A 15,414-nucleotide genomic window follows, 5' to 3' on the forward strand; every position below is an offset into this window, starting at 1 on the left:
CGGTCTGGTCTTGCGCCTTCATGAGGATGGCGGTGCAGGACCCCGAAAACCGGGATAGGGAGGAATATCATGGCCGTCATCGAAGAGGGCAATCGTCGAAAGCCGCCGGGAATATTTCGCAATCTGAATGCGAAGGTTGCAGCCCTTCCGATGATCGCGACGGTTCTCGTGGTCTTCATTGGCTGCACGCTCTGGACAGTCCTTTATTCCTTCACATCCTCCAAATCGCTGCCGATGCTGAACTTTGTCGGCTTCGATCAATACACGCGCCTGTTCTCTGCCACCCGCTGGCATGTGTCGGTCCGCAATCTTGCGATCTATGGTGTCTTGTGCATGGGCTTTTCGCTCGTGACAGGCTTTGTCCTTGCGGCATTGATGGACCAGAAGATTCGTTTCGAAAATACGTTCCGCACAATCTTTCTCTATCCCTATGCCCTGTCGTTTATCGTGACAGGTCTTGTCTGGCAGTGGATATTCAATCCTCAACTCGGACTGGAGAAAGTGGTCCGCGATATAGGTTTTGAAAATTTCCATATGGCGATCCTGTCGAGCCGGACCTACGTCATTTATGCGATTGTCATTGCCGGGCTTTGGCAGATGACAGGGCTCGTCATGGTCCTGATGCTGGCGGGGCTGCGCAGTGTCGATGAGGAAATCTGGAAGGCCGCACGAGTTGACGGCATTCCGAAATGGAAAACCTATCTGTTCATCATCCTGCCGATGATGCGCCCCGTCCTGGTGACGACCATCGTGTTGATCGCGACCGGCATCGTCAAACTCTACGATCTGGTTGTCGCCATGACCAATGGCGGTCCCGGCATCGCATCGGAAGTGCCGGCAAAATACGTCTATGACTTCATGTTCGGCTGGGCCAATCTGGGGCAGGGGCTTGCTGCATCTACGGTCATGTTGACTACAGTTTTGATCATCCTCGTTCCGTGGACGATGTTTGAGCATAGCCGGAGAAAAACGCGATGACGGAAGCTGTTCTGAACGGGAGGGTACGAGCCGGACCCGAAGCTGCAACGGACCAGACGCGTCCTGCGGCGAAGCAGGTCTCCCAGCCCTGGGGGCGTAAACCGAAACGGCGCTTTGCCCCAGCAACCATCATGCTCTACAGTGTGCTGATTGTTTCTGCCGTCTATTACCTTCTGCCGCTTTATGTGATGATTGTCACATCCCTGAAGGGTATGCCTGAAATTCGGCTCGGTAACATCTTTGCGCCGCCGGTCGAAATCACGTTCGAACCTTGGGTCAAGGCATGGAGCCAGGCTTGCACCGGCCTTTATTGCGAAGGGATCAGTGCAGGTTTCTGGAATTCCATCAAGATCACCGTGCCGAGCGTGATCGTTTCCATCGCGATCGCATCGGTAAATGGCTACGCGCTGGCAAACTGGAAGTTCAAGGGATCAGAAATCTTCTTCGCCGTGCTGCTGTTCGGGGCGTTCATTCCGTATCAGGTCATGCTCTATCCGCTCGTTATCATTACACGCGAGCTGGGAATTTTCGGCACCCTGACCGGCGTTGTCTTCATCCATACGATTTTCGGCATGCCCATCCTCACGCTGCTGTTCCGCAATTATTTCGCCGGTTTGCCGCCGGAATTGTTCAAGGCGGCGCGTGTGGACGGGGCAGGCTTCTGGCGAATTTTCTTTCAGATCATGCTGCCGATGTCACTGCCAATTTTCGTAGTTGCGATCATTTTGCAGGTAACTGGCATCTGGAACGACTTTCTGTTTGGCGTGGTGTTCGCCGGAACGAAGAATTTTCCGATGACCGTGCAGTTGAACAATATCGTCAATTCCATGCAGGGCGTGAAGGAATACAACGTCAATATGGCAGCCACGATCCTTACCGGTGCCGTGCCACTGCTCGTTTACTTCCTCTCCGGCCGTTATTTCGTTCGCGGTATTGCCGCTGGCGCAGTGAAAGGATGAGTTCATGAATTCAAGCGTTTCCATCCAGGACCTGTCGCTTGGCTTCGGCACGGTCAATGTGCTGCAAAATCTCAATCTGGAAATCGGGGAAGGCGAGTTTCTCGTGCTTCTTGGGCCATCCGGTTGCGGAAAGTCGACGCTGCTCAATTGCGTGGCTGGTCTTCTCGATATTTCCGAAGGCAGCATCTTCATCAAAGGCCGAAATGTCACCTGGGATGAGCCAAAGGATCGGGGCATCGGCATGGTGTTTCAATCCTACGCGCTTTACCCGCAGATGACTGTCGAAAAGAACCTTTCTTTCGGATTGCGCGTGGCCGGTCTGCCGAAGGGGGAAATCGACAAACGCATCAAGCGTGCTGCCGAAATTCTCCAGATCGAACCCTTGCTGCAACGCAAACCCTCGGCATTGTCTGGTGGTCAGCGTCAGCGTGTTGCGATCGGTCGTGCATTGGTGCGCGACGTCGATGTGTTCCTGTTCGACGAACCGCTTTCCAATCTCGATGCAAAATTGCGCTCCGAGCTGCGCGTCGAGATCAAACGCCTTCATCAGAAACTCGGCAACACGATGATCTACGTTACCCACGACCAGATTGAAGCGCTGACGCTGGCGGATCGCATTGCCGTGATGAAAGGTGGCGTGGTTCAGCAACTGGCCGACCCGCTGACGATCTACAACCGCCCGAAGAACCGGTTTGTCGCGGGTTTCCTGGGCTCGCCATCGATGAATTTCTTCGCTGGTGAAATTGCGGTCGCAGAAGGAAAGGCCGTATTCCACATCGGACAGACAGCCGTAGGGCTGGACGGATATGACGGAGCGCTACAGCCGGGCCGGAAGGCAACACTCGGTGTTCGTCCGGAACATGTCAGGCTTGAGGTCGAGGACGGATTCGAGGCGACGGTCGATCTGGATGAACCGATGGGCGCCGATAGTCTGGTCTGGCTTCGGCTGAACGGGCATCCGCTTTCCGCGCGCGTGGAAGCCGGAAAGCGTTATCGGGCAGGAGACAAGGTCAGGATCGGCTTCAAACCCGATACCCTGTCGCTTTTCGATGCTCAAACGGAGGAGAGGCTTTAGATGAACAGAGAACAACGCTCCCCTTAACAGCCTCCAGCAAGAGGCGACCATTGGATTTTGGCTGACGGATCGGACACCGCGTCGATCCGCACGGGTGCATTTTGCTCTGAAAAACCAACGCAATTCTGGAACGAGTTCAAAGGATAAGGACATGAACGGATACTCCTATCAGCTTTACAGCTCTCGCAATTTCCAGCCGCTGGAGCGCACACTCACAATGTTGCGTGACCTCGGCTACCGGCGTGTAGAGGGTTACGGGGGGATTTATGGTGATCCCGTTCGATTAAAGAAGGATCTCGACGCTTTGGGGCTTTCCATGCCCACCGGCCATTTTGGTCTGGATATGCTGGAAAATGAAGTGAGCCGCGTTCTGGAGATTGCCAAGGTTGCCGATATGAAGGCGATCTTCTGTCCTTATCTCGATGCAGATCGCCGCCCGGATAGTGTCGCTGGCTGGCAGGAGTTTGGTAAACGCCTGGTCGCGGCCGGTGAGCCTTATCGCAAGGAAGGCTATGCCTTTGGCTGGCACAACCACGATTTCGAGTTCCGGCCCTTGGCTGACGGTTCCGTGCCGCAGGAACATATTCTCAATGCTTCGCCCGATCTGGCCTGGGAGGCCGATATTGCCTGGATCATCAAAGGCGGAGCCGACCCGCTTGAATGGATCGAGCGTTACGGAAACCGGATACTGGCTGTTCATGTCAAGGACATCGCGGTGAATGGAGAAAAGGCCGACGAAGACGGTTGGGAAGATGTTGGTCACGGAACCATCGACTGGTCTGCCTTGTTTACGGCTTTGCGCAAGACGCCTGCCCGCTATTTCATCATGGAACACGATAACCCGTCGGACGATACCCGGTTTGCGAGCCGTTCCATCGAAACCGTAAGAACTTTCTAAGTTGGAGAAAGAAATGACCAGGACACTTGGTGTCGGGATTATCGGCTGCGGTAATATATCGGCTGCATATCTGCGGCTGTCGCCTATGTTTCGAAACATCGAAATGATGGCTTGCGCAGATATCAATCTTGCGGCAGCAAATGCGCGCGCAGAAGAGTTCGGCGTAAAGGCACAGACTATTGAGGAACTGCTTCGGAATGATGACGTAGACATCATCGTCAATCTGACAATTCCAGATGCCCATTATGCCGTAACCAAGCAGATACTGGCCGCAGGCAAACATGCCTATTCGGAGAAGCCGCTGGTTCTTTCAATGGAGCAGGGGCTGGAACTGAAGGCACTTGCCGATGGCCGCGGTCTCAAAGTGGGGTGCGCTCCGGACACGTTTCTCGGCGGCGCGCACCAGTTGGCGCGGCGCGAAATCGATAGTGGAAATGTCGGCCGCATCACTTCAGGCACATGCCACGTCATGAGCCACGGTATGGAGCATTGGCATCCGAACCCGGACTTCTTCTTCAAGCATGGCGGCGGCCCCATACTCGATCTCGGGCCATATTACATCGCGAATCTCGTCAATCTCATCGGGCCTGTGAAGCGTGTCGCGGCTTTGACTTCCATGGCGACACCGACGCGGACAATCAGTTCGGAGCCGCGCAAAGGTGAAACCATTCCCGTGGAAACACCGACAACCATTCACGCACTGTTGGAATTCGAGCAAGGCGCAACAATAACGCTTTCAGCGAGTTGGGATGTGTGGGCGCACCGCCATGCGAACATGGAACTATATGGCACCGAAGGATCGCTCTATCTGCCGGACCCAAATTTTTTCGGTGGGGAAGTCCAGATAGCGAAGCCGGGTGAGCCAGCCGAACCAGTCGAAAACTGGGAACACCCCTTTGGCATCCCCAATGAGCAGCACTCGCAAGGCATGATGGCCAACTATAGAGCGGCAGGATTGGCAGATATGGCGGCCGCCATCCTGGATGGTCGCGATATGCGCTGTTCGCTGGAACGCGCCCTGCATGGGGTCGATGTCATGCTGGCCATTCTGAGATCAGGTGAAGAAAAGCGTTTCATCGACATTGAAACACGATGCACGCGCCCGGAAGCACTCGATATCGCTGCCGCAGAAGCCTTGCTTCAGCCGGAAGAAAACAGAAAGAAACGGGCGGCAAACTGACTTTGCATCGCTCCTCCCGAGCGATTGGAGGCTATCCCGATCTCGCGGGATTGGGGTGGCCTCCACCCATCTAGCCTATTGTCTGCAGGGACTTGATGTCCTTGCCGTTGATCCGGCCCAGAATGGCTTTACCAAGTTGTTGGCCGGCAAGCTTGAAACTCTCTTCAACAACAATCAGCCCCGGACGAAACCAGTGCAAAATCTCGGTCGACTGTTTGGCTGCCACATCCACTTCATTGCCGATGTTCATTCCCGCATCTTCGATACCTGCAACGATTGCTAATGCAGCAGCACTGCCGGAGCAGATGATGCCGTCCGGCCGATCTGCTCTCTTCATCAGTTGAGCAACATGCAGCCGCAAGTCCTCAAGGGACGTATCAAGATCAACCCCTTCAAGTGGGGTTCCGCTGCAATGAAAGGTCCGCAGCCCCTCATAAAATCCACCCACCATATGCCGGTAATAGGTGAGGTGCGCTGGCGGAGTCAGCAGGGCAAGCCGCCTTCGCCCGAGCGCCGACAGTTTGCCGACCATCTCCAGGGCAAAAGTGAAATTATCAAAGTCATGATAAGGATGTTCGATGCCCGTATCGGTGCGTCCGTGGGTGGCGAACGGAAAATCATGTTCGGTCAGATAATGGACGCGTTGGTCGTCCGGTTCTGTGCGTGAGAATATAATTCCGTCGGCTGAACCTGTCTCGACGATATAGCGGATTGGCTCGATGGGTGCCCGTGAATGAAAATAGGGCGTTAGAATGAGATGGTACTGCGTTTCGGCCAATACATCCGCAACACCATGAATGACCTGACTGGTAAAACCCATGATTTCATCTTGCGTATTAAGGACCAGCGCAATGACGTTTGTTTTACCGGTACGAAGGCGTACACCTGCACGATTGGGGCGATATCCGATCTGCCTCGCGATCAATTGCACGCGTTTGCGGGTTTCGGGGCCGATTTCAGGGGCATCCTTCAAGGCGCGGGAAACCGTGGTTACGCCCAGGCCAGTCATGAATGCTATTGTCTTCAGCGTGGGACGTTCGTTTTCGAGGAACGATTTGGCTGGATTTGGCGGCTTGGAAACCGGCAGGCTCCGTTTTTCATTCATGCGCATTTCGTCCGGCGGCGAGGAACGATGTGGACAGGCAAACGATAGAAATCGCTTTATCTATCAATAGCTTGTTTTGATGGACTTGTCATCTTTTATGACCCGATATCGCTAACTTCCGACACAATTTCAGTCCAACTATTCTGCGCGACAGGTGCCCACGAAGTCATATTCTTCGCAATCGGCGCAATGGTCCCCATCAGTTTGAATTGCTTCGTCCTCTGTGCTGATTTGACTAGAATGTCATGGTATTTATTCAGTATAATATGACAATTCTCAATATGTCATGATGGAGTCGGTAGACGCATGTGGGAACCTATGTTGGAAATGCGCAAGGGCGTCACCAAGCATCGACTTCTGACAGAAAAAATTGTCGATGATATTGAAAAGGGCATTCTTCAACCCGCCATGCGTATGCCGACGCATCGGGACCTGGCTCACAAGCTCGGACTTTCGGTGCAGACCGTCAGTATCAGTTACAAGGAAGCTGAACGACGTGGTTATCTGCGCGGCGAGGTTGGTCGGGGAACATATGTCTGCAACCGGGTGACAGAGCGAGCGGACCGGTTCATGCTCGATCGTGATCCTAGCGGAACGGCGGATCTGTCGATCATTCGGGCGGTCTATACCGAAGCACACGAGAATGCCTCGCGCCGTCTGCTGGAAGAATTGAGCCAGTCGGACAATGCGAGTTTCATGCGCCCCTGCCGTCCTATAGCGGGATTGGACAGACATCGTGCTGTCGCGCGGGATTGGCTGCGCAATCTGTCGGTTGATGTCGACCCGGGCCGGATCATCCTCACCAATGGTGCCGCGCATGGCCTGTTTCTCGCTGTTGCCGCCGTCGTTCAGCCCGGGGAAGTAGTGCTCACGGAAAGCCTGACCGACCATGGCATCATAGGTCTTGCCAATGTGCTCGGATTTACTTTGCGTGGACTCCCTATTGATGAACAGGGCATTCTACCGGATGCTTTTGAAACCGCCTGCAAGGCCGGTGATGTTCGTGCGCTCGTGATGATCCCGACACTGGGCAATCCGACCAGTCATCTGATGGGCGCAGGGCGTCGCATCGCGATCGCAGAAATTGCCCGACGATACGATGTCTGCGTAATCGAGGATGAGGTTTACAAACCCATCCTTGAAGAAAAATTGCCGTCCATGCCGGAGTTGCTGCCCGATCTTGGCTTCTTTGTTACAAGTTTCACCAAGACGGTTATGACGGGCTTGCGTACCGGTTACCTCGTCGTTCCAACGCAATATTCCATTCGGGTTACATCTATTTTGCGCGTCACAAGCTGGAGCGGTGTCAATCTTATGGGTGAGATGGCCAGCCGCTGGATCGAAGATGGCACGGCGACGGAATTGATTGAAATCCAGCGCAGCGAGTTGCGATCCCGTCAGGCGCAGGTAACCGATATTCTGGGTTCGCATGTGGCGGGCAACAATCCGTTGTCGTTATGCGCCTGGCTGAAAATACCTCGCAACTGGTCTGAGGATGGGCTGGTGCGCGCGCTTGCCAATAAAGGCGTTGCGGTCACGCCATCGGACCCATTTGTTGCGGGTGCTGATCGAGGAAATGGTGGTATTCGCATCTGTCTTGGGGGACGGCTTTCGCGCCCGGCATTGCAGACGGCACTTGAGACCATCCGCGAGACCTTTGCGCAATTGCCGCCTGTCTACGATGTGGGATCGATCGCCTGAAAGCCTGTTTCTAAAGCACTGAACGCAGGAACTCTTTGGTGCGTGCCTCGCTCGGGGTCTGGAATATCTGTTCGGGGGTGCCTTGCTCGCAGATGCGCCCCTTATCGAAAAAGCAAACGCGATCAGATACTTCCCGGGCAAACCGCATTTCATGCGTGACAAGGAGCATGGTCAGGTCATGCTCCTGTGCCAGCCCGCGAATGACTGACAGCACTTCGCCCACGAGTTGCGGATCAAGAGCGGACGTGGGTTCGTCAAACAACAATACGCGTGGGCGCATGGCAAGAGAACGGGCGATGGCGACCCGCTGCTGCTGGCCACCGGATAGCTGCGAAGGATAGTGGTCTTTCTTGTCGGTCAAGCCCACGAGGGAGAGAAGGTCGAGTGCGCGGGCTTCTGCTTCGGCGCGCTTCATGCCCAGAACATGAATCGGGGCCTCGATTATGTTTCGCAACACCGACATGTGCGGAAACAGATTAAAGCTCTGGAACACCATGCCAACATGAGACCTGATTTTGCGCAAATGGCCTTCACTAGCCTGAAATTGCCCTTTGCCGTTCGGCTCGTGATAGGACATGTCTGCAAGTTCGAGTGTGCCTTCCTGAAACGGCTCCAAGGTCATGAGGATACGGAGAACTGTTGATTTCCCTGAGCCCGAGGGGCCGATGAGGGTGACCTTCTCGCCTGATTTGACGGAAAAATTGAAGCGATCCAGCACTGTCAGCGCTCCGAAGCGCTTGGTTACGTCCTGAAAGAGGATAATTTCCTGGGTCATTTGAGAGCGATCCCGTTTTTTGGAAGTGTGCGTTCGAGCAGGCGTATGAGTGCCGAGCAGATCAAGGTCAACACCAGGAAAATCAGGCCTACCATCGACAGCGGGACCAGATATTCGAAGGTGCGGTCGCCGATCAGATTGGCGAGGTTCAGCATGTCGACGATGCTGACGACCGAGAGCACCGGGGTCTCCTTCAGCATGGAAACCAGGTAATTGCCCATGGCCGGGATGATCCGGGGTATGGCTTGCGGAATGACAATGTCGCGATAGGTGCGCCAGGGCGTGAGATTTAATGCGCGTGCGGCTTCCCATTGTCCTCGCGGGATCGCTTCGATACCTCCGCGATAAACTTCCGACGTATAAGCCGAATATTGAAGACCAAGTGCCAGAGCGCCGGTCAGAAATGCAGGCAGAACAATGCCGTATACGGGCAGCACGTAATAGAGGAAAAACAGCTGCACCAGCAGTGGTGTATCACGCAGGAACTCCACTACAACCGTCGTTGGCCAGGATATGATCTTGTATGGGCTGCGACGCAGAAGCGCAAAGACAAGGCCAAGGACCAGCGCAATTGCAAAGCCCGCGGCAGCGGCTTTCAAAGTCACGGTGAGACCAATCGCCAGAATTGGCAGAATGGAAATCGCGAACGAGAGAGTGGACGAGGTGTCCCAGGCATAACCGTAGATCATGCGAAACCTCCGGCCATGGTCTGGCGTCTCAGACGCCGCTCCAGCCAGCGAATGGCCGCTGACAGCACGAGCGCCATTGCAAAATAACCGAGCAGGGTCAGCGAATAGATTGTCACGCTGTCGAGCGTCAGGTTTCGCAGGCGCTGGGCGTGGAAGGTGAGGTCGCTGATCGCAATGAGCGAAGCAAGCGCGGTGTCCTTGAGGTTGTGAATGGCAAGGTTACCGAAGGCCGGCATCATTTCGACTACCGCTTGCGGAAGAATGACATGAAACAAGGTATGACCCTTGCTGAAATTGAGCGCCCGGGCGGCTTCATGTTGTGCTTCCGGCACCGCCTGTAAGGCACCGCGAACCACTTCTGCGCCATAGGCACCGATATTGAGACCAAGGCCCATGATACCCGTTGTAATAGGATCAAACGAAATGCCGATCAGCGGCAAGGCATAATAGAGCCAGAAAAGCTGCACGAGCAGAGACGTGCCGCGGAATATCTCGATATAGATCACCGCAATCGTGGAAAGGATCGGTCCACCCGCAAATCGGGCAATTCCGGCGGAAAATGCCAGTATGGTGCCAATGGCCATCGAACTGAGGGCAAGAATGGCAGTGATTTGCGCTCCCTTGAAAAGGGCGGGAAGGTAATCCGTCCAATGCATATGATCGTCTCCCGATTGAGATGAGACAGTGCCCGCCGAGCCCTGAGTGGTTCGGCGGGCGCAAATCAACTTACTTTGCGTTGCAGAGGCTGGCTGTATCCACTGTTCGTGCAGCTTCTACGCTTTCCTCACTAAGCCCATAAGTCATCAGGATTTTTTTGTAGTCGTCTGTCTTCTTGAATTCGATGAGCGCCTTGTTGAAAGCTTCATAGAATTCCTTGTCTTCCGGACGGAAGCTGAACGCGCCGAAGCTTCTCGCAGATTTGCCGTTCACAACCGGATCGGTGAACGGATGCGCCTGTTCCAGTTCCGGTGAATTGTCGACCAGTTTGGCGACCGTCAGTTCCGTTGCAGCATAGGCATCTGCACGTCCGGTCTGGACCGTCGATGGTGCATCGGCATTGCCCTGGATCATGACGATCTGGGATTCGTCGATACCCATTCCATGCAGGAAGTCGATCTGGTCCGCACCGGAAACGATTGCGACTTTCAGCGATGGATCTTTCTTGATGTCTTCATAGGAATGAATGTTCTTTGGGTTGCCCTTGGGAACCAGAAGGCCTTCACCGTAACTCGAATTGGCGACGGTGAACTGGACCTGCTTGCAGCGGTCCGGCAAGACATTCTGCTCCGCCGCGACGAACTCGAACCGCTTGGCCTTCAGACCGGGAATGAGCGAGCCGAACGGGGTAACAGTCCAGTCGATTTCCTCAATTCCAAGTTTCTTGAAGATCGCTGCGGCGACGTCAGGGCCTATCCCCTTGGCGGCACCGCTCTCGTCCATGTAGCCGTAAGGCACCTCATTGGCCGTCGCCCCCCGAACAAAGCCAGCACCCTTGAGATCATCGATGGTGACAGCTTGCGACGGAAGCGTGAGAGACAAGACCGCAACTGCCGAAAACAGAGCGGAAAATGTAAGATGTTTCATGCGCATCGTGTTCACTCCTCTTTATGAACGCCGGTTGTTTTATTGTCCGGCTTGTCAGTTGGCGTTAATGATCGGCTTATCCCGGAGACGGCTCCTCACTGATCGTAGCAATGACCGACAGGCAGTCCCCCATTTTGATGAGACCCGGAAAATGCCGGGCTGCGAGAATTCCATCGAGCGCGGCACGGTATTCCTGCGGAGCAACACCTGTCCGGGTTACGATATGAATCCGCGCAATGACGTCGCCTTTGCGTATCTGAGCTCCGAGATCAACCAAAGGTTCAAGTAAACCCTCGGTGTCGGCAAAACCGAAACATTCCTGCGATGGCATATCGAGCCATGTTGTTGGCGACAGCTCGACCTCTCCGTGCAGAATGCCTGCATGGCGCAAAAGGTTGCGAATGCCGCGCTTGGCTATGGAAGCAGTGCGGGCGGAGATCGTACCGCCGCCGGAAAGCTCGGTCGTGACAAACACCTTGCCGGCTTCCTCTGCTATCGTGTCGTACATGCCGACAGCGTCAATCTCGATCATCCGCATCGAGAAAGGCGCCGAAAAGGCTTTGACCGCCGCAAAGCAGCGGAGTTCCTGTGCCGTATCCGGCAAGGCATGTGCGGCTGCGTAAGGCAGGAAATCGAGTGTTCGCCCTCCGGAATGGAAATCCATGACGATATCGGCCGCTGGCAGGAGGTAGCGGGTGAAATAGTCGGCAATCTTTTCAGTAACTGTGCCATCCGGACGGCCCGGGAAGCTGCGGTTGAGGTTGCCCTTGTCGATAGGAGATGTTCGCGTTCCCGCAAGAAAGGCCGGATAGTTCATGGCCGGAACAATGATGACGCGGCCTCTGATCTCTTCCGGTTTCAGATTGGCTGCGAGATCATAAAGAGCGACCGGCCCTTCGTATTCATCGCCATGATTGGCGCCGGTTAAGAGCGCGGTCGGACCGTCGCCGTTGCGGATGACGCAGATCGGCAACATCAGCGATCCCCATGCGGAATCGTCTCTGGACCATGGCAGCCGCAGATGTCCGTGCTGAACGCCGTCGCGGTTGAGGTCGACAGTGGGCGTGATCGGGGAGGGACGTGAGGGAGGCGAGGTGTGCATCATCGCAACGTCCTAATCCTTGACCACGAGCTTGCGCGGTACATTCGAAAGACATTCCACGCCGGTTTCAGTGATAACGATGCTCTCGGTGATCTCCAGCCCCATGGTTTCCAGCCAAAGGCCCGTCATGAAATGAAAGGTCATGCCCGGCTGCAACTCGGTGCGGTCGCCGGGACGCAGGCTCATTGTGCGTTCGCCCCAATCCGGCGGATAGGACAAGCCGATGGAGTAGCCGGTGCGGTTGTCCTTGATAATTCCGTATTTTTTGAGCACGGCGAAGAAGCCATTGGCTATATCCTCGCATGTATTGCCGGGTCGAGCAGCCGCGAGTCCTGCCTCCATGCCTTCGAGCGTGGCCTTCTCGGCATCAAGAAAAGCCTGCGTCGGCCTGCCCAAAAACACAGTACGCGACAGAGGGCAGTGATAGCGCTTGTAGCAACCGGCGATCTCGAAGAAGGTGCCTTCTCCGGTCTTCATAGGCAGATCGTTCCATGTCAGATGCGGTGCAGAAGCGTCGGGTCCGGAAGGCAGCAGAGGCACGATGGCTGGGTAATCGCCGCCGAAACCCTCAACGCCGCGTGTGCCTGCGTCGTAGATTTCCGCAACCAGATCGCATTTTCGCATGCCCGGCTCGATTTTATCGACGATACGCCGATGCATGGCTTCAACAATCCGGCCAGCTTTGCGCATATAGTCGATTTCCGTCGGGCTTTTGACGGCGCGCTGCCAGTTGACCAGTCCTTGCGCATCCCTGAAGCGGGCATTCGGGAGATGTTTCTGCAAAGCGTGATGGGCCGCAGCCGTGTACCAGTAATTGTCCAGCTCAACGGCAATGGTCTTGCTGCCACAACCCTTTTCCTCCAATATCGATGCCAAAAGATCCATGGGGTGGCGTTCAAGCGACTGCACGTAATGATCGGGGTAGCCGATGATGTTGTCGTGGCTGATCCACGCGGTGCGTTTCGCGCCATTTCCATCCTGACCGCGACCGTACCAGATCGGTTCCCCTTCCATCGAGAGCACAACGCATTGATGCACGTAAAAGGACCAGCCGTCATAGCCGGTCAGCCAGTGCATATTGGATGGATCGGTGACGATGATGACATCGAAGCCTGCCTTCTCCATTGCGCGACGGGTTTTTGCTATCCGCTGATCATATTCCGCGCGGGTGAAGTTGAGTTCCACACTCATCGACTGGCTCCTGCAGTTTTGGTTGAATCGATTTTCGTGCCTGCATCGCGCAGGCTGGCGCGCTCTGTCGCAAGACGAGCGATGGCCGTGTCCTGAACGCCCGTCCCGGTGAGGTCACAAAAGGTTATGTCCTCTGCCTTTCGTTGGAAGGTAGAGGCATTGAGAGCGATCTGCCCGAGTTCTGGAAAAATCGCATCCGCCGCGACAATTCTCGCCGAAATCGCATGATGCAACTCACCGAGCCTGCGCGTTTGTGAGAGGCTGTCCGCGACATAGATGACCGGTCGAAGGAAAAGGGCCGGATCAATCTCGTTCTTGTGTTCGGCATCCGAACCCATTGCGGTGATGTGCTGGCCGGACACAAGCCATTCGGCCTTTATGAGCGGCGTTTCGGATGGCGTTGTCGTCACGATAATATCCGCGCCCTCGCAGGCGTGTCGTGCGTCAGCGATTGCTGTCACCGGTATTCCGAACTTCTCTGAAAAGCTTCGCGCTGCTTTTTGTGCACTTTCGAAGTTGCGTGCCCAGATTCGCGCCTCGGAGATCGGGCGCACGAGTGTCAGTGCTTCAAGCTGCATTCCTGCCTGCATGCCTGCACCGAAGATCGCAGCGACACGGGCGTCTTCCCGTGCCAGCTGTTTTGCCGCAACAGCACCGGCTGCCGCAGTACGCACATCTGTCAGATAGCCATTATCCAGCAATAGAGCCTCGACAAGCCCGGTCTTCGCCGAGAACTGGATCATCAGCCCGTTGGTAGAAGGCAGACCGATCGAAGGATTGTTGAAGAAACCGGGGCTCACCTTGATGGCAAAACTGTCAAGTCCGGGAATGTAGGCCGTTTTCACGTCAACTTCGCCACGTTGGGCGGGGATGTCCAGTCGAAGTATTGGCGGCATGTTGACACCGCCTCCGGCGAGTGCCTGAAAAGCATTTTCCACACACGCCACGCTTGCCATGTCGAGGGTAATGATCCGCCTTAAATCAGCTTCGGTGAGAATTCTCATTTCAGCCATCAGCGAGCCCTCCGATAGCGGTCTTCCACGATTGCGCGGTGCTGTTCAGGATCGATGTTGCCGCCGGAGATAACGACGGCGGCCGGTCCGGTTGGCTTGATCTTTCCGCTCAACAAGGCCCCAATGCCGACGGCCGCAGCACCTTCGACGACTTCACCTTCCCGCGTCGCGGCATGTCGGATTCCTGCTGCAATCTCCTCTTCATCGAGCAGGACCACTTCGTCCAATAGCGAGCGGCACATCTTAAACGTCCAATGATTGTCGAGCCCGATACCGCCGCCCAATGAATCTGCAAGCGTCTCCAGCTCCTCGACATTGACCGGTCTGCCAGCTTTGAGGCTGGCATCCATGGCTGCGCCACGAGACATGGAAACGCCGATGATACGGCAATGAGGTCGCCGGGCTTTCACAGCTGCGGCGATGCCTGCCGCGAGCCCTCCGCCTGAAAGAGGAATGACAACAGTCTCAATGTCCGGCTGGTCATCAAGGAGTTCCAGGCCGACTGTGCCCTGTCCGGTAATAATGCGCGGATCATCAAAGGGCGGAATGACGTTCATTCCTTCTTCGTTAGCCAGTCGCGCCACCTCTTCCATGGCGTCATCCTGCGATTTCCCAACGATGCGCACATCCGCACCAAGATCGCGGATTGCATCGACCTTGTTACGCGGCACCAGCGAGGAGAGGCAAACGGTCGCGATCAATCCTTGTTCCGACGCAGCGTGCGCAACGGCACGTCCGTGATTGCCGGTCGACGCCGTCACAAGTCCACGTCTGCGATCATCGGATGACAGGCAAAGGACAGCGTTGGTCGCACCACGCAGTTTGAAGCTGCCCGTCGTCTGTCGATTTTCCAGTTTGAGATAAACCGAGGTCCCGGTGAGTTCGCTCAGATGCTCGGAGCGCGTCAGTGGCGTTTTCGCGACGAGGCTTTTCAACCTGTCACGCGCTGCTTCGATAACCTCAAGGTCAATCGTTTCATTCGTCACTCGTGGCACGGCGCTGCCTCTCATAGCGTCATGACGACAGGGAATGCAGTGTTGAACTCCGTCAAACGCTGCGATGGACGAGCGGACAAAAGGCGCAATGATACACCGCGTGCGAAACCGTATGTCCGCATCCTCGTTCCCCATATGTCTGATTTTTTGTTCTTGGCTTTATGTGTGA

Annotated in this window: 15 protein-coding genes; 6 read left to right on the top strand and 9 right to left on the bottom strand. The window is 55.4% G+C overall.

The genetic code is table 11. From position 1 onward, the window contains the following. Window positions 1-69: 69 nt before the first annotated feature. The 5 genes from ACS5UA_RS16775 (at window position 70) to ACS5UA_RS16795 (ending at window position 5,090) form a co-directional block, all read left to right on the top strand. Window positions 70-978, top strand: coding sequence for a carbohydrate ABC transporter permease (locus ACS5UA_RS16775; RefSeq protein ID WP_006468712.1), 909 nt, complete (start codon window positions 70-72; stop codon window positions 976-978). Then, window positions 975-1,937: a carbohydrate ABC transporter permease gene (locus tag ACS5UA_RS16780; RefSeq protein ID WP_273770992.1), complete on the top strand. Its 963-nt coding sequence runs from the start codon at window positions 975-977 to the stop codon at window positions 1,935-1,937. The genes ACS5UA_RS16775 and ACS5UA_RS16780 overlap by 4 nt, the downstream gene beginning before the upstream one ends. Before the next feature lie 4 nt (window positions 1,938-1,941). Then, on the top strand, window positions 1,942-3,012 hold the full coding sequence (locus tag ACS5UA_RS16785; protein WP_021585655.1) for an ABC transporter ATP-binding protein: 1,071 nt from the start codon (window positions 1,942-1,944) through the stop codon (window positions 3,010-3,012). Window positions 3,013-3,163: 151 nt separating this feature from the next. After that, window positions 3,164-3,910, top strand: coding sequence for a sugar phosphate isomerase/epimerase family protein (locus ACS5UA_RS16790; RefSeq protein ID WP_273770991.1), 747 nt, complete (start codon window positions 3,164-3,166; stop codon window positions 3,908-3,910). Window positions 3,911-3,923: 13 nt separating this feature from the next. Further along, window positions 3,924-5,090 carry a Gfo/Idh/MocA family protein gene (locus tag ACS5UA_RS16795; protein ID WP_273770990.1) on the top strand — a complete coding sequence of 389 codons (1,167 nt, stop codon included), beginning with the start codon at window positions 3,924-3,926 and terminating at the stop codon, window positions 5,088-5,090. 70 nt (window positions 5,091-5,160) lie between these two features. On the opposite strand, the gene ACS5UA_RS16800 is transcribed toward ACS5UA_RS16795, so the two are convergent. Next, complete coding sequence (locus tag ACS5UA_RS16800; protein WP_183515021.1) at window positions 5,161-6,195, bottom strand: LacI family transcriptional regulator; 1,035 nt, start codon at window positions 6,193-6,195, stop codon at window positions 5,161-5,163. A gap of 306 nt (window positions 6,196-6,501) precedes the next feature. Here ACS5UA_RS16800 and ehuR point away from each other — a divergent pair, with 306 nt between their 5' ends. Further along, the gene (gene ehuR, locus ACS5UA_RS16805) at window positions 6,502-7,896 is read left to right on the top strand and encodes a MocR-like ectoine utilization transcription factor EhuR (RefSeq protein WP_273770989.1); all 1,395 of its coding nucleotides are present in this window, start codon (window positions 6,502-6,504) and stop codon (window positions 7,894-7,896) included. Window positions 7,897-7,906: 10 nt separating this feature from the next. On the opposite strand, the gene ehuA is transcribed toward ehuR, so the two are convergent. The 8 genes from ehuA to eutB form a co-directional block, all read right to left on the bottom strand. Then, window positions 7,907-8,671, bottom strand: a complete 765-nt coding sequence (gene ehuA / locus ACS5UA_RS16810; protein WP_273770988.1) for an ectoine/hydroxyectoine ABC transporter ATP-binding protein EhuA — start codon at window positions 8,669-8,671, stop codon at window positions 7,907-7,909. Next, on the bottom strand, window positions 8,668-9,360 hold the full coding sequence (ehuD, locus tag ACS5UA_RS16815; protein ID WP_176072935.1) for an ectoine/hydroxyectoine ABC transporter permease subunit EhuD: 693 nt from the start codon (window positions 9,358-9,360) through the stop codon (window positions 8,668-8,670). Before ehuD ends, ehuA begins: the two co-directional genes overlap by 4 nt. After that, window positions 9,357-10,016 carry an ectoine/hydroxyectoine ABC transporter permease subunit EhuC gene (gene ehuC / locus ACS5UA_RS16820; RefSeq protein WP_273770987.1) on the bottom strand — a complete coding sequence of 220 codons (660 nt, stop codon included), beginning with the start codon at window positions 10,014-10,016 and terminating at the stop codon, window positions 9,357-9,359. Before ehuC ends, ehuD begins: the two co-directional genes overlap by 4 nt. A 70-nt stretch (window positions 10,017-10,086) precedes the next feature. Then, window positions 10,087-10,950, bottom strand: coding sequence for an ectoine/hydroxyectoine ABC transporter substrate-binding protein EhuB (gene ehuB, locus ACS5UA_RS16825; RefSeq protein WP_113464354.1), 864 nt, complete (start codon window positions 10,948-10,950; stop codon window positions 10,087-10,089). Window positions 10,951-11,020: 70 nt separating this feature from the next. After that, window positions 11,021-12,049, bottom strand: coding sequence for a N(2)-acetyl-L-2,4-diaminobutanoate deacetylase DoeB (doeB, locus tag ACS5UA_RS16830; RefSeq protein ID WP_273770986.1), 1,029 nt, complete (start codon window positions 12,047-12,049; stop codon window positions 11,021-11,023). A gap of 9 nt (window positions 12,050-12,058) precedes the next feature. After that, on the bottom strand, window positions 12,059-13,237 hold the full coding sequence (gene doeA, locus ACS5UA_RS16835; protein WP_253176370.1) for an ectoine hydrolase DoeA: 1,179 nt from the start codon (window positions 13,235-13,237) through the stop codon (window positions 12,059-12,061). Continuing rightward, window positions 13,234-14,250, bottom strand: coding sequence for a cyclodeaminase (locus ACS5UA_RS16840; RefSeq protein ID WP_273770984.1), 1,017 nt, complete (start codon window positions 14,248-14,250; stop codon window positions 13,234-13,236). Before ACS5UA_RS16840 ends, doeA begins: the two co-directional genes overlap by 4 nt. Continuing rightward, window positions 14,250-15,260 carry a hydroxyectoine utilization dehydratase EutB gene (gene eutB, locus ACS5UA_RS16845; RefSeq protein WP_273770983.1) on the bottom strand — a complete coding sequence of 337 codons (1,011 nt, stop codon included), beginning with the start codon at window positions 15,258-15,260 and terminating at the stop codon, window positions 14,250-14,252. The genes ACS5UA_RS16840 and eutB overlap by 1 nt, the downstream gene beginning before the upstream one ends. Between the last annotated feature and the right edge of the window lie 154 nt (window positions 15,261-15,414).

It is taken from the genome of Brucella sp. RRSP16 (assembly GCF_052246815.1).
GTDB classification, from domain to species: Bacteria; Pseudomonadota; Alphaproteobacteria; order Rhizobiales; family Rhizobiaceae; genus Brucella; species Brucella intermedia.

Bases quoted from the DNA above. Each gene is read 5' to 3' on its own strand.
- ACS5UA_RS16775 (WP_006468712.1), top strand. From the start codon at position 70: ATGGCCGTCATCGAAGAGGGCAATCGTCGAAAGCCGCCGGGAATATTT.
- ACS5UA_RS16780 (WP_273770992.1), top strand. From the start codon at position 975: ATGACGGAAGCTGTTCTGAACGGGAGGGTACGAGCCGGACCCGAAGCT.
- ACS5UA_RS16785 (WP_021585655.1), top strand. From the start codon at position 1,942: ATGAATTCAAGCGTTTCCATCCAGGACCTGTCGCTTGGCTTCGGCACG.
- ACS5UA_RS16790 (WP_273770991.1), top strand. From the start codon at position 3,164: ATGAACGGATACTCCTATCAGCTTTACAGCTCTCGCAATTTCCAGCCG.
- ACS5UA_RS16795 (WP_273770990.1), top strand. From the start codon at position 3,924: ATGACCAGGACACTTGGTGTCGGGATTATCGGCTGCGGTAATATATCG.
- ACS5UA_RS16800 (WP_183515021.1), bottom strand. From the start codon at position 6,195: ATGAATGAAAAACGGAGCCTGCCGGTTTCCAAGCCGCCAAATCCAGCC.
- ehuR (WP_273770989.1), top strand. From the start codon at position 6,502: ATGTGGGAACCTATGTTGGAAATGCGCAAGGGCGTCACCAAGCATCGA.
- ehuA (WP_273770988.1), bottom strand. From the start codon at position 8,671: ATGACCCAGGAAATTATCCTCTTTCAGGACGTAACCAAGCGCTTCGGA.
- ehuD (WP_176072935.1), bottom strand. From the start codon at position 9,360: ATGATCTACGGTTATGCCTGGGACACCTCGTCCACTCTCTCGTTCGCG.
- ehuC (WP_273770987.1), bottom strand. From the start codon at position 10,016: ATGCATTGGACGGATTACCTTCCCGCCCTTTTCAAGGGAGCGCAAATC.
- ehuB (WP_113464354.1), bottom strand. From the start codon at position 10,950: ATGCGCATGAAACATCTTACATTTTCCGCTCTGTTTTCGGCAGTTGCG.
- doeB (WP_273770986.1), bottom strand. From the start codon at position 12,049: ATGATGCACACCTCGCCTCCCTCACGTCCCTCCCCGATCACGCCCACT.
- doeA (WP_253176370.1), bottom strand. From the start codon at position 13,237: ATGAGTGTGGAACTCAACTTCACCCGCGCGGAATATGATCAGCGGATA.
- ACS5UA_RS16840 (WP_273770984.1), bottom strand. From the start codon at position 14,250: ATGGCTGAAATGAGAATTCTCACCGAAGCTGATTTAAGGCGGATCATT.
- eutB (WP_273770983.1), bottom strand. From the start codon at position 15,260: ATGAGAGGCAGCGCCGTGCCACGAGTGACGAATGAAACGATTGACCTT.